The organism is Ruminococcus flavefaciens (assembly GCF_900108555.1).
In the GTDB taxonomy this organism is placed as follows: domain Bacteria; phylum Bacillota; class Clostridia; order Oscillospirales; family Ruminococcaceae; genus Ruminococcus; species Ruminococcus flavefaciens_P.
Window position 1 is genome coordinate 14,033 of sequence record NZ_FNWV01000011.1, and the last position, 17,144, is coordinate 31,176.

Sequence of the window (17,144 nt, forward strand, 5' to 3'; positions counted from 1 at the left end):
AGCCCCGACTTTATGTCGGGGCTTGGACTTGCCGGAATAAAAGTAAACTGATTTACAAATACAAACTGTCAAACAATAATACCAAAATAAGGATAATCAAATGTCTGACCACCGTAATAGCTCGTTACCGAACCGCCTCTTACTGAAATGCTCACACCATTCATCGCAGTCAGCCCCTCCCCCTTTAACTACCATGAATACTTGAAAAAGTCCAGCTTTCGGCTGGACTTTTTGACAAGCTGCGGGGCGGATATTATCCGCCCCATTATTTTTATCATACTGCTTCAAATCTTTTTGCAAAATCATTCTCGTCAGCGATCGCACTTCCGCTTGCAGAGATTTTTATGATAAAGTTTTCGTCTATCCTTCTTACATATATATTTTGGAAGTAGCCGTCGTCCTCAATCCTTATCATATAATAGTCCTTGCCGCCGAGTGTTACCAAGTCAGGGCCGCTTACATATGAATAAACAGTATCGGTAAGACCGTTTTCAATATAGTCGTTCAGATAACTTTCCTCAGATATATTTGGTGTATCAGGATATCTGAGTTTTGTATTGATAAAACTTACATCCATTCCGCCTTCTGCATTGGCGTATGTTACGACAGCATCATCAATGCTTGTGAAATAAACATTTCTTTCTTCCTCAGTCATAAATCTTGTAGGCATAACATAATGGGTGTAGAGGTCATCTTCATTAAGGAAAGATGTTCCTGTTGGAGCCGTGAACTTAAAGCCCGCAAACTCAGATGTATAAACATTTCCGTTTGAAACGCCCCTCTTGAAAGCAGTTCCTTCTGCTGCTGCGGCTTCATCAAGTCTGCCGCTGTCTGTTTTGGGTGCAGCAGTTGTTGTAGTCTGCGGCTTGGCTGTAGTCTTTTCAGTGGTCTGTGTCTGCATTGCAGCAGCATTTGAAGATGTAGTTACTGGCTTTTCTGTGGTTTTTACTGTTGTCTTTGCAGGCTGTGTCTTCCTGGCAGCTGTAGTCACTGCAGCCTTTACTGTTGTTTCTGTGCTCATCTTGTCTGTTGTGACAGCTGTTACCGCCGCAGTGATTCCTCCTCCGTCGGAAAGGCTGCCGTTTCTGTTAAAAAGTAAAACACTGCCGATGACAGCTCCTGTAACGAGGACCAGTGAAGCTGCTGTAAGGAGAGGTGTGAGCCACACAGGTCTCTTTACGCGGTCAACTCCGCTGACTGACTCCTCATCGTAATTTATATTGTTATCTTTCCTTGCTCTTTCTATTTCTTTCTTTTTCATTTTGTAGTTCCTTTCGCTCACTGCGAGCAGCCTTTCAAACTGCTCATCGTCGATATTCGGGCTCATATCCGTAAAATCTTCCATAAGCTCGTCCTCTGCATTTTCAAATGTATCAAACAGATCTATTTTTTTCACAGCTGCTCCTCCTTTACTTTGTGATACCGACTTCGGCAAGCTTGACGCGAAGCTTTTCCATTGCTCTCGTACATCGTGAGCGGACGGACGATGCCGTCATTGATACTGTTTTTGCTATCTCCGATGATTTGCGGTTATAATAGAATTTCTGTATCAGTATCGTCGTGTCAGGTTCGCCGAGTTCCTTTATCTTCTGAAGAAGGATCCTGCGGAGTTCCGAACTGTCAACGCGTTCGTCAACGCTGAAATCGGAAACAAGCTCTGCCATACCCTCTTCATCTGTATATGCGTTATGGCTGTTTGCTGCGGAAAGTCTTCTGAAACGGTCTATGGCGTTGTGTTTAGCCACAGTCCCGATGTATCCCTTGATATCGTTTACGTATTTTTCGTTATACTCGAACTTTATGAATATATCCGTGAACACATCACAGAAGCACTCCTCTATATCTTCCTTCGTGCCGCAGCTTCTGAGCTTATTGAATACTATGGCATAAACATATCTGCCGTACTCTTTCATCAGCCGTCTGTGACATTCAGCAGGGGAAGTATCGAGAAGCTCCTTCAGCTCGTTCCCTGTCATGTTCATCCCTCCTTGTCTATATAATGAAGATCGACCTTTCATAAACAACATTCGCAGTGAAAAATGAAAGTGCTGCAAAATTACAAAAAAATTTCTTCTTTTATATTACCATACTTTTTACAACGCCGCAACGAAAAAATCCCCCGACTTAAAGTCGGGGGAGTATACGCTGATTACTCAGCGTCTGTATTCTTTTCAATGTAGTTAACGATGTCTCCTACAGTCTTGATCTCTTCTACAGCCTCATCAGGGATAGAGATGTCAAATTCGTCCTCGATAGTTGTGATAAGATCAACAACGTCGAGTGAATCTGCGCCGAGATCGTCCTGGATATTTGAATCAAGGCTAACCTCATCTGCCTCTACGCTGAGCTGTTCTGCAATAATATCTTTGAGTTTTTCAAAAATCATTACAAGGTCCTCCATTTTTTCTTTATTTTTCATCAAAATCGGTTCATTCAATGAACGCTCCGATTTTTCTAAATTTAGTATAGCGTTCTTTAAGCAAAACGTCAATATCTTTTTTACATTTTTCAGGGATTTTCTGTGACAAATATTCGTGTATATTTTCTGAAATTTTGTCTAAATCGTTATGTGCGCCTCCGAGGGGCTCTTCGATTATGGCTTCAGCAACGCCTAAACGCACCATATCCTCTGCGGTTATCTTCATTATCTCGCTTGCTTCCTGCTCGCGTGAAGCGTCCTTCCAGAGTATGCTCGCAAAGCCGCGGGGCGATAATACGGAATATTCTGCGTTCTCGAGCATTGCAAGCTCGTCGCATACGCCGAGAGCAAGTGCGCCGCCGCTTCCGCCTTCGCCGAGTACTATTGATATTATAGGTGTGCGGAGAGTCATAAACTCTGCGATATTCTTTGCGATAGCCTCGCCCTGTCCGCGCTCCTCGGCTGCAACTCCGCAGAATGCACCTGGTGTATCTATGAAGCATATAACAGGTCTGTGGAATTTTTCTGCCTGACGTGCTATCCTGAGAGCTTTTCTGTAGCCCTCGGGGTGCGGCATTGCAAAGTTGCAGGCTTTATTTTCGTTGAGATCTCTGCCCTTTACCTCTGCGATTATGGTAACAGGCTCGCCGTCAAGTCTTGCAAGTCCGCCGATGATAGCTCTGTCATCGCCGAAAAGACGGTCGCCGTGCATTTCGTACCAGTCTGTGAATACCTGTGGTATATAGTCCTTTATCGTAGGTCTGCCCTTGGTATGAATGAGCTGAAGGCGTTCCCACGCTGTTTTCTTTTCTTCCATGCTCACGCCTCCTTAGGGTAAAATCCGTGGAGCTTCAGAAGATGTGAGAGTACGCTCCTCATCTTTCTGCGCTCAACTATCATATCCACAAAGCCCTTGTCGTACATGAATTCCGCAAGCTGGAAGTCCTCGGGAAGTCTCTGCTTGATAGTTCCTTCGATAACTCTTCTGCCTGCAAATCCGATAAGCACCTTCGGCTCTGCGATGATTATATCGCCAAGTGACGCAAAGCTGGCTGTAACGCCGCCTGTTGTCGGGTCTGTCATTACGGATATATAAAGTCCGCCTGCTTCGCTGTGGAGCTTTACAGCTCCCGATGTCTTAGCCATCTGCATTAGGGATACGATACCCTCCTGCATACGTGCTCCGCCCGAAGCTGTGAACATTACAACAGGTAGCTTATTCTCTGTTGCATACTCAAAGGCGCGTGTTATCTTTTCGCCTACGACGCTTCCCATAGAGCCCATCATAAAGCGTGAGTCCATTACTCCGATAACTACAGGCGAGCCCTTGATAGTTGCCGTACCTGTGATGACTGCCTCGCTGAGACCTGTAGTCGAACGAAGCTCTGCCTGCTTTTCGGAATAATCAGGGAAATCCAGCGGATTTGCGCTCTTCATGCCGCCGTTGAGCTCCTTGAAGCTGCCCTTGTCGACTGTTATGGCGATACGCTCAGCAGATGACAGCCTTCCGTGATAATTACACTTAGGGCATACTCTGTGAAGCTCCTCGTACTTCGACAGAGGACTCGTATCCTGACAGCGCGGGCATTTGAACATAGGCGGTTTGTATTCTTCCTCACCGTCATTGAAGCGTTTCTTTACAACATTAAAAAAATCTTCAAACAATTATTTTCTCCCCATTCACTTTTAGTTCTTCTTTTCGTCCATATACCTTCCGAGGAAGCCGATATCATACTTTCCTGCCTTGAAATCAGCGTTCCTTATCATTTCAAGCTGAAAATCTATATTTGTATCCACGCCCTCCACGATAAACTCGGAAAGTGCCCACCTCATCTTGTTGATAGCGTCCTCGCGGTCAGAGCCGTGAGCGATGAGCTTGCTTATCATAGAATCGTAGAAAGGCGTTATGGTATAGCCCTGATATACGGCTCCGTCTATTCTTATTCCCGGACCGCCCGGCATATAGAGTGCCGTGATAGTACCCGGTGACGGTCTGAAGCCGTGAGAAGGATCTTCTGCGTTTATTCTGCACTCGATAGCGTGACCGCGCATCACTATATCCTCCTGATTTACTTCAAGAGGCTTGCCGTCTGCTATCTCTATCTGTGCCTTTACTATATCAAAGCCCGTAACTTCCTCTGTTATCGGGTGTTCCACCTGTATACGGGTATTCATCTCCATGAAGTAGAAATCATGGTTCTCGTCAACGAGAAATTCGATAGTGCCTGCGTTGTAGTAGCCGCACTCCTTAGCCGCAGTAACTGCTGCTGCGCCCATTTTTGTACGGAGCTCCGCGTCAACTATAGGGCTGGGGCACTCCTCTATCATCTTCTGATTGCGTCGCTGCATAGAGCAGTCGCGCTCGCAGAGGTGGATATAATTACCATGCTTGTCGGCGATTATCTGTATCTCAACGTGATGTGGATTTATAAGGAATTTCTCGATATATACCGCATCATCGCCGAAGAAGTTCTTAGCCTCCTGCTGTGCGGCTGTCATCTGAGCTTCAAGCTCATCTGCGCTGTCAACACGGCGTATGCCGCGTCCACCGCCGCCTGCCGAAGCCTTTACAAGTACGGGATAGCCTGCCTTGTCGGCTATCTCACGGGCTTCCTCAAGAGACTTTACAGCACCCTTTGAGCCCGGGATAACAGGTACTCCTGCTGCTGCCATAGTCTCCTTTGCAGCTGCCTTGTCGCCAAGCATTTCTATAGACTTATATGACGGACCGATGAAAACTATTCCGTTTGCTTCACAGAGCTTTGCAAACTCTGCATTCTCCGAAAGAAATCCGAAGCCCGGGTGGATAGCGTCCGCCCCTGTATTCAATGCCGCCTGTACGATAGCGTTCATATTAAGATAGCTGTCCTTTGTTGCAGCAGGTCCTATACATACTGCCTCATCTGCTATCTGAGCGTGGAGAGAATTGCGGTCAGCAGTGGAATAGACTGCTACACAGCGTATATTAAGCTCTCTGCAGGCTCTTATTATTCGTACAGCTATCTCGCCTCTGTTGGCGATAAGTACTTTTCTGAACATTTATCCTTATCTCCTGTGTCACTTATTTATTATCCGCAACAATAAATGTTATCTCGCATGATACAGCCTTTTCGCCGCCTACTGATGCAAGTGCCTTGCCTGTTCCCACAGGTCCGCGCTGGCGTATCATCTCTACCTCAAGATCAAGTACGTCCCCCGGGACTACCTGTCTGCGGAACTTTGCCTTGTCGATGCCTCCGAAAAGACCTACCTTGCCCTTGAATTCAGGCTTTGAGAGCATACATACAGCTCCTGCCTGAGCAAGCATCTCTATCATAAGTACGCCGGGGGTAACAGGATATCCCGGGAAGTGTCCCTTGAACCAGAAATCCTCTTCCTTGATGTACTTTCTTGCGTGTACCTTCACGCCTACTTCCAGTTCCACTATCTCATCTATGAGAAGGAACGGATCGCGGTGAGGGATTATTTCCATTATCTGTTCTTTATTCATAAGTATATCAGCCATTTTGATTACTCCTTATTTATATCATTATCCGAAAGCATACCCATATCGTCCTCAGGTTTTATCCTGTACTTCGCAAAGGGATCTTCGGGTATCTGTTCCGCGCTTTCGGACTGAAGCCCTGCTCCGTAAACAACGCCCTCTCCTACTCCGTATACCTCGCCGTCCTTGACGAAGCTCTTGAACGAGCCTACAAGCTGCGCGAAATGGGGATAGCCCGTTTCATTCCTGATACCGCTGTCCTCCTTATCCATGAAATAGATAACAACGGCATTGGCAATCGCAAGAGCTATAAACGCAAGGTTTATGGGTATAAGTATGGCAGATATCAGAAGCCCTGCCTTCCAGCTGTACAGCTTGCGTATACCTATAAAGTATATCATCAGAAACAGGTATATGGCTAAAAGCAGCCAACAGGGCATGAACGTTCCGCTTGCCATGTATATCAGAGAGCCGTTCCACATTAACATTAAAGCAGTCATTATACCAACAAAGAGAAGTATGGCGTTCATTATCCACAATGCCCAGAAATCGCGGAGAAATCTCCAGCGTTTCTTCTGCATATCCAGCATATGCTGATTGTATCCCTTGAACTCGGCATACATCTCGGCAGAGGTGATGTTGATATGAGACTCGTCTATATTTTTCTGTGTTATATATTTAAGTTCCATATATTATAGGAAAGTACCGTCGTGTGGGTGGTCTCTGTTAGCCTTTTCGCGTATGCTGTCGTAAGTAAGATTGGTTATGCTGTCAGCATCGCTGTTTACAGTAGTAATAAGCAGCCTCGGGAACGAGGGATAGCCAAGTTCCTTTGAAAGCTTGTTCTCTTCGTTGTTGTAATACCAGCCCATTCCGAAATTCGCCGCAGGGAATAACAGAAAGATAAATGATATCAGTATGGCAGGCAGTGATACAAGGCATAATACATACCTTTCACGGCAGTTTTTCATGTATATGAAATACGTTACCAGTATAAGATATCCAAGAAAGCCCAATGCCGCCAGAATTATGCGCCAGTTTGCTACATAATCGTTGCTGTATACCGTTATGAGCGAGAACATGAACCAGATAACAAGCACATACTGCGTTATTACCCATGTATTGAACAAAGCGTGTACGCGGCGGCGTTTTACGCTGTTTTTCATCGCCTCTATGTTATATAAACGGGCTTCCGCGAACATTTCGGGAGAGGTTATGTTTCTGCCGCCCGAATCTATTACTTCCTGAGTGAGGTACTTGTAAGTCATTACTTTATGACCATTATAGGCTGGTCGAATTCTACAGCCTGACCGTCTGATACGAGTATCTGCTCTACAACGCCGTCATATTCCGACTGTATCTCGTTCATGAGCTTCATTGACTCGATTATCATTATAACGTCGCCCTTCTTGACCTCGTCGCCTGTCTTTACAAAAGGCGGCTTGTCAGGTGAAGGTGATGAGTAGAATGTTCCTACGATAGGAGATTTCACTATCTTTCCGCTTACCTCCTCAGCCATTGAAGCCTCGCTTGCAGCAAGTGTGCTGTCAACAGACGGTGCTGACTGTGCAGGTGCAGATGCTATCATAGGTACAGGCATTGCGGGAATGCTCTTCTTGCCCTTGATAGTGATAGTGTTCTCACCGCTTGATATAGTTAGCTCAGAGAGCTCTTTCTTATTGATTATGTCTGCCAGTTTTTCTATTGTTTCAAGGTCAAACTGACCATAAATTTTCTCCATTTAATGTCCTCCTCAATCTTTTACCTTCTTGAAGCAGAGGGTAGCATTGTGTCCGCCAAATCCAAGTGAATTTGAAAGTACAGCGTTTACCTCCTGTTCGATATTACCGCTTCCGCAGTAATCAAGGTCGCACTCCTCGTCAGGCACTTTATAGCCGACTGTTGCGTGGATAAAGCCTTCCTCGATGCTCTTTGCGCAGACTACAGCCTCAACTGCACCTGCTGCGCCGAGAAGATGTCCTATCATCGACTTTGTGGAGCTTATCTTCACGTTCTTTGCCTCGTCGCCGAAAGCAAGCTTTATAGCGGCTGTCTCATACTTATCGTTAAGTCCTGTAGATGTGCCGTGTGCGTTTATGTAATCTATATCAGCAGGAGTAAGTCCTGCTTCCTCCATTGCAAGGCTCATGCCCTTGCCTGCGGCTTCACCGCTTGGCATAGGTGATGTCATGTGGTAGCCGTCGCAGGTAGCTCCGTAGCCTGCCACCTCTGCGTATATCTTAGCTCCTCTTGCCTTTGCGTGTTCGTATTCTTCAAGTACCAGTACTGCACTTCCCTCGCCGAGAACGAAGCCGCTGCGCTCCTTGTCGAAAGGTATGGAAGCTCTTGTGAGGTCCTCGCTCTTTGTGAGTGCCTTCATGTTGGCAAAGCCGCCGAATGTAAACTCTACTCTTGTTGACTCTGTACCGCCTGCGAGACAAGCGTCAAGGTAGCCGTCCTTTATCTTTCTGAATGCTTCACCGATGGAATGTGTTCCTGAAGCGCAGGCTGTGGTCACATCGAAATTAGCTCCTCTGAAGCCTGTTTTCATTGAGATAGTGCCTGCTGCCATATTGCTTATCATCATTGGGATATAGAATGCAGACATTCTTCCCGGACCTTTTTCGAGATACTTGTTATGCTCTGTAAGTGTAAGGTCTACACCGCCGATGCCAGAACCTACAAGTACGCCCACTCTGTAAGGGTCAATGTCCTTGAAGTCTGTTCCCGCATCTTCAAGAGCCTCGTGTGCAGCAACTACGGCATACTTTGTGAATGTATCCATACGCTTTGCTTCCTTCTTGTCGAAGCAGCCTGCCACATCGTAATACTGTTCTTCATTGAAGTCGCGCACCATTCCTGCTATCTTAACGCCTATACGTTCTGTTTCAAACATATCTATAAAGGAGATGCCAAGCTTGTTTGCCTTTATGCCCTCCCAGAATTTATTAACTCCTGTACCAAGCGGAGTAACTGCTCCCATTCCTGTAATAACTACTCTTCTGCTCATATTTATTCCTTTCTTAAACCTCTGTATAACTTGGTGTGATCAGAGCCTGCGCTCCATACTGCGAATATTATAGGTCTTACATAGCAAGTCCGCCTGATATCTCTATGACCTGACCTGTAACGTAAGAAGCGTTTTCAGATACAAGGAAGGATACAACGGAAGCTATCTCTTCAGGCTCGCCGTAACGTCTGAGAGCTATGGCTTCGATCATCTTAGCCTTTAACTCCTCGGAAAGAACATCTGTCATAGGAGTATGTATAAATCCCGGGGCTACAGCATTGCAGGTGATATTGCGTGAGCCGAACTCCTTGGCTGTTGTCTTTGTCATGCCTATGATAGCTGCCTTTGATGCAGAGTAATTCATCTGTCCGGGATTTCCGTAAAGTCCTGCAACAGAAGCCACATTTACTATCTTTCCGTGTCTCTGCTTCATCATTACAGCTGTTACGTGCTTTGTCATATTGAAAACGCTCTTCTGGTTTACAGCAATGACAGCATCATACTCGTCCTCGCTCATTCTTGCAAGGAGCTTATCCTTTGTTATGCCTGCATTATTAACAAGTGCGTCTATAGTGCCGAAATCAGCCTTTATCTGCTTTACCATAGCCTCGCACTGGTCGAACTTTGATACGTCTGCCGCATAGCACTCAGCCTTTACGCCGAATGAACGGCACTCCTCAGCAACTGCAAGTGCCTTTTCCTTGTCACCGTCGCTTGGATAGTGATTAATTACTACGTCAAAACCGTCCTGTGCAAGTCTTTTTGCGATACAGGCACCTATACCCTGTGATGCACCTGTTATAATTGCTGTTGCCATATTGTTTACCTCCGTTTATGGTGTTTCTTGATACACTTATTTTATCATCTTTTCCGCAGTTTGTTAACGGGAAAAATGTCATTTTTTATAGTTACAAATGTAATTATTTATGCCTGAGCATCTTTTTCAAATACGAGGTCATAGTGTTTCAGTTTGCCGTAACCGTCCATTTCAACAGGGATATTATCAACATATTTCCATCCGTCTGCTGCCATTTCATTTATTACATCACGATGCGAACGTTCGCCTTTTCCGTCATCGGCAACATAACTTCCAAAGGCTTTCTTACGCATACTTACAAAGACATATTTTTTCATTCTGAAACCTCTGTATTTGTTTTTATCTGCCGAGAAGCTTTTCTGCTCCGTCGTTTATTTCCTTAACGATGTCGGCACATGGCTTTATCTCGTTTACCATACCCGAGATAGCTCCGCAAAGGAACGAACCGCTGTCCACATCGCCGTCAACTACAGCTCTGCGGAGTGCGCCCAGTGTGAGCTTTTCAAACTCATCGGGAGTAAGTGTGCCGTCCTTTTCGCCCATAGCCAGCTTCTTTGCAAACTTTGTCTTGATATTTCTGCAAGGGTGACCTGTATATCTTCCTGTTACGATATTATCGGTGTCCTTTGCCTTTATTACAAGATCCTTGAATGTGGGGTGTATCTGACACTCCTCGGAAGCAAGGAAGCGTGTACCTATCTGAACGCCTACTGCGCCCAGCATGAAGGCTGCTGCCATTCCTCTGCCGTCTGCGATACCGCCTGCTGCGATAACAGGTATCTCAACTGCGTCAACTACCTGCGGAACGAGACACATCGTTGTATTCTCACCTATATGACCGCCCGACTCTGTTCCCTCTGCGATAACAGCGTCAGCTCCTGCCTTTTCCATTCTCTTTGCGAGAGCTACTGACGGTACGACAGGCATTACCTTTATATCTGCTTCTTTCCATGCAGCCATGTATTTGCCCGGATTGCCTGCACCTGTTGTTATCACCTTTACGCCCTCGTCGATACAGAGCTGTGCAAGATCGTCGGCATTAGGGCTCATAAGCATGATATTTACGCCGAAAGGCTTGTTTGTCTTTTCCTTGCAGAGGCGTATCTGCTCACGAAGATAGTCGATAGGTGCGCTGCCGCCTGCGATAAGTCCGATACCGCCTGCATTTGATACTGCGGAAGCGAGCGTATGCTCGGCTACCCAAGCCATACCGCCCTGTATTATCGGGTATTCACAGCCAAGAAGTTCAGTAATGCGTGTTTTCATAATAGTTCTCCTTTTTGCCTTTGTAGGGGACGGCGTCTCGCCGTCCCGTAAATATGATCAAAACTGACGGGCTGTCGAGGACGCCAGCCCCTATACTTAGTTCTTGATCAATACTCAAGTATTATTCCGCCGTAAGTAAGACCTGCTCCGAAACCTATGAGAGCGATCTTCTGTCCGCGTTTGATAAGTCCCTTTTCTATGCCCTCGGAAAGTGCCAGCGGTATTGACGCGCTGGAGGTGTTTCCGTAGTGGTCAAGGGTGATTATGAATTTATCCATGGATACATCCAGCTTTTTTGCAGCTGTTTCGATTATCCTTATGTTTGCCTGATGAGGTACGAACCAGTCTATATCGTCCTTTGTTATGCCGATCTTTTCTGCTGCACTGTCAAATGCCTTCGGAAGAGCCTGTGTAGCGAATTTGTAAACCTCTTTGCCGTTCTGCTGGAGCTTGTGCATAGGTCCCTCAGGGATAGGATCTTCAAAATCGCTCTCTGCTGCAACTTCGGGAGCAGGGCTGAGTGCTCTTGCAAAAAGATGCTTTGCACCGCTGCCGTCCGAGAAGAGCGCAGATGAGAACAGCTTGTCGCTTCTTTCCAGCACAGCTGCTGCCGCACCGTCGCCGAAAAGTATACAGGTAGTTCGGTCTGTGAAATCAAGGAAGCGCGAAAGAGCTTCGTTTGCAACTACAAGAACGTATTTCAGTGAGCTGTCTGTCTCAAGGAAACGTCTTGCAGTATCTACGCCGTAAACAAATCCCGTACAGGCTGCACCGAGGTCAAAGGCTGCTGCATTCACAGCTCCTATCTCATGCTGTATCACGCTTGCCATGCTCGGAGTAAGGAAATCGGAAGTAATAGTGCAGGATATAACAAGACCTATCTGTGACGGGTCGATGCCTGCTGCTTCTATTGCTTTGAGAGAAGCCTGCTTCCCCATATACCATGTGGGCTCCCAGCCTGCCATAGGACGCTCTGTTATACCCGTTCTCGTTCTTATCCACTCGTCGTTGGTCTCGATAAAACGGGTGAAATCATCGTTCTTCAATTTCTGTTCAGGCACGTATCTGCCCATTCCCAAAATGCTGATACCCATTAAAAAGCTCCTTAGAATCAATAAAAATTATGTGAACATGGTTGTAAAAACCAAAATTTTATGTTATAGTAGTAGTGTTAGTACTTGAACATAAGGGCTATACCCTATATGGACATAATACCACACATAATATATTGTAAAGCATTTTGAGTTTTTTTGCAACGATATTTTGTCACTTTAGCACCCCGAAATCAAAATATCGTCATTTCTCACAAATTTACAATATACCATTCGGATATTTTCACCATTGATTTGTGTATACCACACAGAAAGGATGTTATCTATTATGACAATTTCACTATTTTCAGGACAGGGCTCGCAGTATGAAGGCATGGGTAAGGATATTGCGGAAGCCATGCCTGAACTGGCGGAAGTCTACGAAACAGGCTCGGCTGTACTTGGCACCGATCTGAAGGATATCTGCTTCAATGCTCCCCTTGACGAGCTTTCAAGAACGATCAACTCTCAGCCTGCTATCATGGCTACTTCTATCGTATGCCTTAAAGCTGCACAGGCTAAGGGCTTCACCTTTGACGGCGTTGCAGGTCACTCTCTCGGCGAATACGCTGCTATGTACGCTTCTGGAATGATAACTCTCGAGGACGCTTTCCGCCTTATCAAGGCAAGAGCTGCCGCTATGGAGGAGGCTACAACTTCAACTAAGGGTGCAATGGCTGCTATAATGAAGATAGCTCCCGAGGAAGTCGAAAGGGTATGCGGCGAGGCTAAGGAATATGTTACCGCTGTAAACTACAATTCTCCCGTTCAGACCGTTATCGCAGGTACTCCCGAGGGTATCGCAGAGGTAAGTGAGATATTTGCCGAAATGAAGGCAAGAGTTATACCTCTCAACGTTGCAGGCGCTTTCCATTCAAAGCTCATGCAGCCTGCTGCGGATAAATTCTACGAAACAGCAAAGACTATAACTTTCAGTACTCCGCAGGTGAAGTATTACTCAAACCTCACAGGCGGCGAGCTCAATGACTTCTCGGATATGGCTTCAATGCTTGCTAAGCATATAGTTTCGCCTGTACGCTTCACTTCCGAGCTTGCTGCTATGCAGGAAGCAGGTGCGGACAAGTTCGTTGAATTCGGTCCCGGAAGAACTCTCACAGGACTCGTTAAAAAGACTCTCAAAGATGTGACAGCTGTAAATGTTGAAAATCTTGAAACTCTCGAAGGAGCATTATCATGAATAAATTCGCGCTTATAGGTCACCCTCTCGGACACTCCATGTCCCCTCTTATCCACGAAAAGCTGTTCGCTCTCAGCGGACTTGACGATACTTCATACGAGCTTATTGACATAGCTCCCGAGAATATGGCAAAGAGCCGCGAGCTTCTCGAAAGCCTCCGCGGACTCAATGTTACTATCCCTCACAAGCAGGCTGTTATACCGCTTCTGGACGAGCTTGCGGAAAGTGCTCTGCGCTATAATTCAGTAAACTGCATCAGCAATAAGGACGGAAAGCTCACAGGCTATAATACCGACTGTGACGGATTCCTGCGCTCGGCAGAGAAGCTACCTATCGGCGGAAATGTTGCTATACTGGGCTGCGGCGGCGTCGGCAGAATGATAGCTATTGAAGTCGCACGTCACGGCGGCAATATCACTCTCGCTGTTATCCCTCAGGACTTCAAGAACGCTCAGCTCCTCATGGCTGAGATAATGTCAAAGTGCAGCGGTGCTTCAATAAAGATCGTGGAGATATCCGCTCTCGAAGGCGATTTCGACCTGCTCATAAATGCTACTCCCGTTGGTATGTACCCGAAGGTAGATGCCTGCGCTGTAAGCGACAAGGTCATCGAAAACAGCGGCAGCGTATTCGATGTTATCTACAATCCTATAGAGACACTTCTCATGAAGAAAGCCCGTGCTCTCGGCAAAACAGCTGTGGGCGGCGCATCAATGCTTGTATATCAGGCTGTAAAGGCTCACGAGATATGGTACGGCGGACAGTTCGCAGCCGAGGACATCGCTAAGATAATCACCGATGTGGAGAATGCTGTTGAAAGCATGAACAAGTAATATGATAAGACCTGCTAAAGCCTGCGATGCTTCACGAATCGCCGAAATAATAATCACTAATTACCGCGTGAATTTCTATCCCTATTTCCTTAACGACGACTACTACTTCAACGAACTCAACGTAGTGGATATGGCTTCGGAATACGCTAAAGGCACGGAAGCCCTGAGCAACACATGGGTTTTCGATGACTGCGGCGTGGTCAAGGGTATTATCCGCGTAAAGGGCGATGAGATAGAAAAGCTATTTGTTGAACCTCAATTCCAGAATATGCGCATAGGTCGGACTCTTCTCGACTATGCAGTAAACGAACTAAAAGCAACATGGCTGTGGGTACTTGAATATAACATACGTGCAAAGACTTTCTATAAACACCACGGCTTCGAGCTCACAGGTGAAAAAATAATAGAAGATGACTGGGTGCCGCTTACAAAAATGGCTCTCAGCAAAAAGTAATATCATGAAAAAAACTGCTTTCCTTTTTCTTGCCGCAATAGTCCTTTCTGGCTGCGGACAGAAAAAAGCCGAAAAGCTTCGGCTTGAAGGCATTTCCTGCACGGGAGAGAACCGTTTTTCATGCACCTTTGACGGCGTAAAGCATGACTTTATCGTTGATATGCCCGATAATACAAAAAATTCTCCCCTTGTTGTCCTGCTCCACGGCTACGGAGACTCGGCGGAGGGATTCCGAAACGGTATCCATTTTGAAGAAAAAGCCAATCCCCTCGGATATGCCGTGGTATACGTCACGGGAGCTTCTTCCGCAAGGGACAATACTTCCGCAAGCGGCTGGAATTCGCCTGCTGCACCAAATGACAACAAGGATACTGAATTTCTGACTGCGCTGGCTGAATATCTGCAAAAAGAGTATTCTCTCGACAAAGACAGGACATACGCCGCAGGCTTCAGCAACGGTGCGTGTATGATGCATACCCTTGCCAAAAAGGCGGACGGTACGTACTCGGCTTTTGCCTGTGCTGCAGGATATATGCAGCCGAACATATGGGATAAGCGAAAAGGCTCAGATGTGAGCTTTTTCCAGCTTACAGGCGAAAATGACGACTTTGTGCCAAAGGAAAGCGACGGCACTGCCGAGAATAATCCTGCACCGTCCATAGAAAAGGTGATAGAGTACCGAAAAAGCTCCATAAACGCTGATACATCAGACAGCTGTGAGGTGGGCAATGGCTCGGTGCTGAGCAAGTATGAAAACTCAGAAACTCACAGACAGGTCTGGGAGCTTACCGTCAAGGACGGCGGTCATTCGTGGTATTCCGAGAAATACAACGGATTTGACGCCACTGAGCTGATACTTGATTTCTTTGAGACTCAAAAGTAAAAAGGAGTAAAATATGACTGTATTCTTATGCGGCTTTATGGGCTGCGGAAAATCAACTATAGGCAAGCTTGCAGCTAAAAAGCTGGGCTGCGGCTTCTGCGATACCGATGACATCATCGTAAGGACTCTCGAAATGACCATCCCCGAGATATTCGAGAAAAAAGGCGAGCCTTTCTTCCGTCAGACAGAAGCAGAGATAGTGAAGTCGCTCTGCGGCAAGACTACCGTTGCTGCCTGCGGCGGCGGTGCTATGCTCAATCCCGATACAGCAAAAGCTGCAAAGGACGCAGGTGCGGCTGTTATCTTCCTCGATGTTCCTTTCGAGACCTGCTATCAGCGTATCAAGGACGATACGAACCGTCCTATCGTTGTGAAGTCCACAAAGGAGGAGCTTGAGGCTCTCTACAACTCGCGCAGAGACATCTACCTCAAACATTCCACCATAAGGCTTGAATGTACGGGAAGTCCGGTCGAAAATGCGGACAAGATCGTTGAAGCCCTGAGAAAGTGAGCATATCATGCTTATCTATAACGCTGAGATACACACTCTTGACTCACGGGGAGTCATCACAAACGGCTGGATAGAGACCGAAAACAGCAAGATAAAGGCTATTGGTGAGGGTGCTCCCACAGAAATACCCGAGGGCAGTATAAACGCTCAGGGCGGTCTGCTCATGCCGGGATTTATCGACGCTCATACTCACCTCGGCATAATCGAGGACGGTCTCGACTTTGAGGGCGATGACTGCAACGAGTCCACAGATCCGTTTACTCCTCAGATGAGAGCTATCGACGGTATCAATCCCTTTGACCGCTGCTTTGAGGAAGCGCGTATGCGCGGCATAACCGCTGCGGCTTCAAGTCCGGGAAGTGCAAATCCTTGCGGAGGCGAGATAGCTGCCCTAAAGACAAACGGCAGACGCGTGGACGATATGCTCATAAAGAAGTGCGGTATCAAGTTCGCTCTCGGTGAAAATCCAAAGAATGTATACAACGGACGGGAAGAGACTCCTATCACACGTATGGCGATAACCGCTCTTATACGTGAGGGGCTTTACAAGGCTCGCCGCTATGTCCACGATATGGACAGCTATTACTCCGACAGTGAGAACTACGATCCCCCTGAGTACGATATCAAGTGCGAGGCTCTCATGCCCCTGCTGGAACGCAAGATAAAGGCTTTCTTCCACTGCCACCGCGCAGACGATATCTGCACGGCTATGCGCATAGCTTCGGAATTTGCCCTTGATCCCGTTATCATACACGGCACTGAGGGACACAAGATAGCCGATATCATCGCTGAGGAAAAAGTCCCTGTGATATGCGGTCCTCTCATGTGTGACCGCTGCAAGCCCGAAATGCGCGGACTTGAACTGAAAAATGCTGCTGTGCTCCACGAAAACGGAGTGAAGATAGCTATATGCACAGACCATACAGTTACACCTATACAGTACCTGCCCCTTTCGGCTCAGACTGCAATAAAAGGCGGTCTCGGCTTCGATGAGGCTGTAAAGACTATTACTCTGTATCCTGCCGAGATACTGGGCATAGACGATGTCACAGGCTCGCTCAGAGAGGATAAGGACGCTGATTTGCAGCTCTACCGCAAGGGCGACAATCCCCTTGACCTTATGTGCGAACCCGTTCTCGTAATGGTCAGCGGCGAGATATGCCGCAGGGAGGTATAAA

21 protein-coding genes are annotated in these 17,144 nt (G+C 46.8%); 6 read left to right on the plus strand and 15 right to left on the minus strand.

Translation table 11 applies throughout. The annotated features are described in order from the left end of the window. Window positions 1–274: 274 nt before the first annotated feature. The 15 genes from BLW60_RS13090 to BLW60_RS13160 form a co-directional block, all read right to left on the minus strand. Window positions 275–1,396, minus strand: coding sequence for a hypothetical protein (locus BLW60_RS13090; RefSeq protein WP_074718132.1), 1,122 nt, complete (start codon window positions 1,394–1,396; stop codon window positions 275–277). 13 nt (window positions 1,397–1,409) lie between these two features. Next, the gene (locus BLW60_RS13095; protein ID WP_074718134.1) at window positions 1,410–1,976 is read right to left on the minus strand and encodes an RNA polymerase sigma factor; all 567 of its coding nucleotides are present in this window, start codon (window positions 1,974–1,976) and stop codon (window positions 1,410–1,412) included. Window positions 1,977–2,149: 173 nt separating this feature from the next. Then, window positions 2,150–2,386, minus strand: coding sequence for an acyl carrier protein (gene acpP, locus BLW60_RS13100; RefSeq protein ID WP_072950997.1), 237 nt, complete (start codon window positions 2,384–2,386; stop codon window positions 2,150–2,152). Between the two features lie 43 nt (window positions 2,387–2,429). After that, window positions 2,430–3,236 (minus strand): acetyl-CoA carboxylase carboxyltransferase subunit alpha, encoded by an 807-nt coding sequence (locus tag BLW60_RS13105; protein WP_074718136.1) that lies wholly within the window; start codon window positions 3,234–3,236, stop codon window positions 2,430–2,432. 2 nt (window positions 3,237–3,238) lie between these two features. Beyond that, window positions 3,239–4,084, minus strand: a complete 846-nt coding sequence (gene accD / locus BLW60_RS13110) for an acetyl-CoA carboxylase, carboxyltransferase subunit beta (RefSeq protein ID WP_074718138.1) — start codon at window positions 4,082–4,084, stop codon at window positions 3,239–3,241. Window positions 4,085–4,105: 21 nt separating this feature from the next. Then, the gene (gene accC / locus BLW60_RS13115) at window positions 4,106–5,458 is read right to left on the minus strand and encodes an acetyl-CoA carboxylase biotin carboxylase subunit (protein ID WP_074718140.1); all 1,353 of its coding nucleotides are present in this window, start codon (window positions 5,456–5,458) and stop codon (window positions 4,106–4,108) included. Between the two features lie 22 nt (window positions 5,459–5,480). Then, window positions 5,481–5,924, minus strand: coding sequence for a 3-hydroxyacyl-ACP dehydratase FabZ (fabZ, locus tag BLW60_RS13120; RefSeq protein ID WP_072951004.1), 444 nt, complete (start codon window positions 5,922–5,924; stop codon window positions 5,481–5,483). A 5-nt stretch (window positions 5,925–5,929) separates the two neighbouring features. Next, window positions 5,930–6,592 carry a hypothetical protein gene (locus BLW60_RS13125; RefSeq protein ID WP_074718142.1) on the minus strand — a complete coding sequence of 221 codons (663 nt, stop codon included), beginning with the start codon at window positions 6,590–6,592 and terminating at the stop codon, window positions 5,930–5,932. A 3-nt stretch (window positions 6,593–6,595) separates the two neighbouring features. Continuing rightward, entirely contained in the window at window positions 6,596–7,171 is a 576-nt protein-coding gene (locus tag BLW60_RS13130) for a polysulfide reductase NrfD family protein (RefSeq protein ID WP_074718144.1), read from the minus strand. Next, window positions 7,171–7,644, minus strand: a complete 474-nt coding sequence (gene accB, locus BLW60_RS13135; RefSeq protein ID WP_074718146.1) for an acetyl-CoA carboxylase biotin carboxyl carrier protein — start codon at window positions 7,642–7,644, stop codon at window positions 7,171–7,173. The genes BLW60_RS13130 and accB overlap by 1 nt, the downstream gene beginning before the upstream one ends. A 12-nt stretch (window positions 7,645–7,656) precedes the next feature. Continuing rightward, window positions 7,657–8,913 (minus strand): beta-ketoacyl-ACP synthase II, encoded by a 1,257-nt coding sequence (gene fabF / locus BLW60_RS13140; RefSeq protein WP_074718148.1) that lies wholly within the window; start codon window positions 8,911–8,913, stop codon window positions 7,657–7,659. 76 nt (window positions 8,914–8,989) lie between these two features. Next, window positions 8,990–9,730, minus strand: a complete 741-nt coding sequence (fabG, locus tag BLW60_RS13145) for a 3-oxoacyl-[acyl-carrier-protein] reductase (protein ID WP_074718150.1) — start codon at window positions 9,728–9,730, stop codon at window positions 8,990–8,992. Window positions 9,731–9,837: 107 nt separating this feature from the next. Next, entirely contained in the window at window positions 9,838–10,047 is a 210-nt protein-coding gene (locus BLW60_RS13150; protein WP_074718152.1) for a DUF4177 domain-containing protein, read from the minus strand. A gap of 22 nt (window positions 10,048–10,069) precedes the next feature. After that, window positions 10,070–10,996: an enoyl-[acyl-carrier-protein] reductase FabK gene (gene fabK, locus BLW60_RS13155; RefSeq protein ID WP_074718154.1), complete on the minus strand. Its 927-nt coding sequence runs from the start codon at window positions 10,994–10,996 to the stop codon at window positions 10,070–10,072. 107 nt (window positions 10,997–11,103) lie between these two features. Beyond that, the gene (locus BLW60_RS13160) at window positions 11,104–12,090 is read right to left on the minus strand and encodes a beta-ketoacyl-ACP synthase III (RefSeq protein ID WP_074718156.1); all 987 of its coding nucleotides are present in this window, start codon (window positions 12,088–12,090) and stop codon (window positions 11,104–11,106) included. Between the two features lie 286 nt (window positions 12,091–12,376). Between BLW60_RS13160 and fabD the strand changes: the two genes are divergently transcribed. Genes fabD through BLW60_RS13190 form a run of 6 tightly spaced genes read left to right on the plus strand, consistent with a single transcriptional unit; the run spans window position 12,377 to window position 17,143 of the window. Next, window positions 12,377–13,285, plus strand: coding sequence for an ACP S-malonyltransferase (fabD, locus tag BLW60_RS13165; protein WP_074718158.1), 909 nt, complete (start codon window positions 12,377–12,379; stop codon window positions 13,283–13,285). Continuing rightward, the gene (locus BLW60_RS13170) at window positions 13,282–14,118 is read left to right on the plus strand and encodes a shikimate dehydrogenase family protein (RefSeq protein ID WP_074718160.1); all 837 of its coding nucleotides are present in this window, start codon (window positions 13,282–13,284) and stop codon (window positions 14,116–14,118) included. Before fabD ends, BLW60_RS13170 begins: the two co-directional genes overlap by 4 nt. Before the next feature lies 1 nt (window position 14,119). Next, the gene (locus tag BLW60_RS13175) at window positions 14,120–14,572 is read left to right on the plus strand and encodes a GNAT family N-acetyltransferase (RefSeq protein ID WP_074718162.1); all 453 of its coding nucleotides are present in this window, start codon (window positions 14,120–14,122) and stop codon (window positions 14,570–14,572) included. Between the two features lie 4 nt (window positions 14,573–14,576). Further along, the gene (locus BLW60_RS13180) at window positions 14,577–15,455 is read left to right on the plus strand and encodes a CE1 family esterase (protein WP_074718164.1); all 879 of its coding nucleotides are present in this window, start codon (window positions 14,577–14,579) and stop codon (window positions 15,453–15,455) included. Between the two features lie 13 nt (window positions 15,456–15,468). Continuing rightward, window positions 15,469–15,966: a shikimate kinase gene (locus BLW60_RS13185; protein WP_074718166.1), complete on the plus strand. Its 498-nt coding sequence runs from the start codon at window positions 15,469–15,471 to the stop codon at window positions 15,964–15,966. A gap of 7 nt (window positions 15,967–15,973) precedes the next feature. Beyond that, window positions 15,974–17,143, plus strand: coding sequence for an amidohydrolase (locus BLW60_RS13190; protein ID WP_074718168.1), 1,170 nt, complete (start codon window positions 15,974–15,976; stop codon window positions 17,141–17,143). The last annotated feature ends 1 nt before the right edge of the window (window position 17,144 follow it).

Coding starts and splice junctions, on each gene's coding strand:
- fabD (WP_074718158.1), top strand. CDS start 12,377: ATGACAATTTCACTATTTTCAGGACAGGGCTCGCAGTATGAAGGCATG.
- fabG (WP_074718150.1), bottom strand. CDS start 9,730: ATGGCAACAGCAATTATAACAGGTGCATCACAGGGTATAGGTGCCTGT.
- BLW60_RS13185 (WP_074718166.1), top strand. CDS start 15,469: ATGACTGTATTCTTATGCGGCTTTATGGGCTGCGGAAAATCAACTATA.
- BLW60_RS13175 (WP_074718162.1), top strand. CDS start 14,120: ATGATAAGACCTGCTAAAGCCTGCGATGCTTCACGAATCGCCGAAATA.
- acpP (WP_072950997.1), bottom strand. CDS start 2,386: ATGATTTTTGAAAAACTCAAAGATATTATTGCAGAACAGCTCAGCGTA.
- fabZ (WP_072951004.1), bottom strand. CDS start 5,924: ATGGCTGATATACTTATGAATAAAGAACAGATAATGGAAATAATCCCT.
- BLW60_RS13190 (WP_074718168.1), top strand. CDS start 15,974: ATGCTTATCTATAACGCTGAGATACACACTCTTGACTCACGGGGAGTC.
- BLW60_RS13180 (WP_074718164.1), top strand. CDS start 14,577: ATGAAAAAAACTGCTTTCCTTTTTCTTGCCGCAATAGTCCTTTCTGGC.
- BLW60_RS13095 (WP_074718134.1), bottom strand. CDS start 1,976: ATGACAGGGAACGAGCTGAAGGAGCTTCTCGATACTTCCCCTGCTGAA.
- BLW60_RS13150 (WP_074718152.1), bottom strand. CDS start 10,047: ATGAAAAAATATGTCTTTGTAAGTATGCGTAAGAAAGCCTTTGGAAGT.
- BLW60_RS13170 (WP_074718160.1), top strand. CDS start 13,282: ATGAATAAATTCGCGCTTATAGGTCACCCTCTCGGACACTCCATGTCC.
- fabF (WP_074718148.1), bottom strand. CDS start 8,913: ATGAGCAGAAGAGTAGTTATTACAGGAATGGGAGCAGTTACTCCGCTT.
- BLW60_RS13130 (WP_074718144.1), bottom strand. CDS start 7,171: ATGACTTACAAGTACCTCACTCAGGAAGTAATAGATTCGGGCGGCAGA.
- fabK (WP_074718154.1), bottom strand. CDS start 10,996: ATGAAAACACGCATTACTGAACTTCTTGGCTGTGAATACCCGATAATA.
- BLW60_RS13105 (WP_074718136.1), bottom strand. CDS start 3,236: ATGGAAGAAAAGAAAACAGCGTGGGAACGCCTTCAGCTCATTCATACC.
- BLW60_RS13125 (WP_074718142.1), bottom strand. CDS start 6,592: ATGGAACTTAAATATATAACACAGAAAAATATAGACGAGTCTCATATC.
- accC (WP_074718140.1), bottom strand. CDS start 5,458: ATGTTCAGAAAAGTACTTATCGCCAACAGAGGCGAGATAGCTGTACGA.
- BLW60_RS13160 (WP_074718156.1), bottom strand. CDS start 12,090: ATGGGTATCAGCATTTTGGGAATGGGCAGATACGTGCCTGAACAGAAA.
- accB (WP_074718146.1), bottom strand. CDS start 7,644: ATGGAGAAAATTTATGGTCAGTTTGACCTTGAAACAATAGAAAAACTG.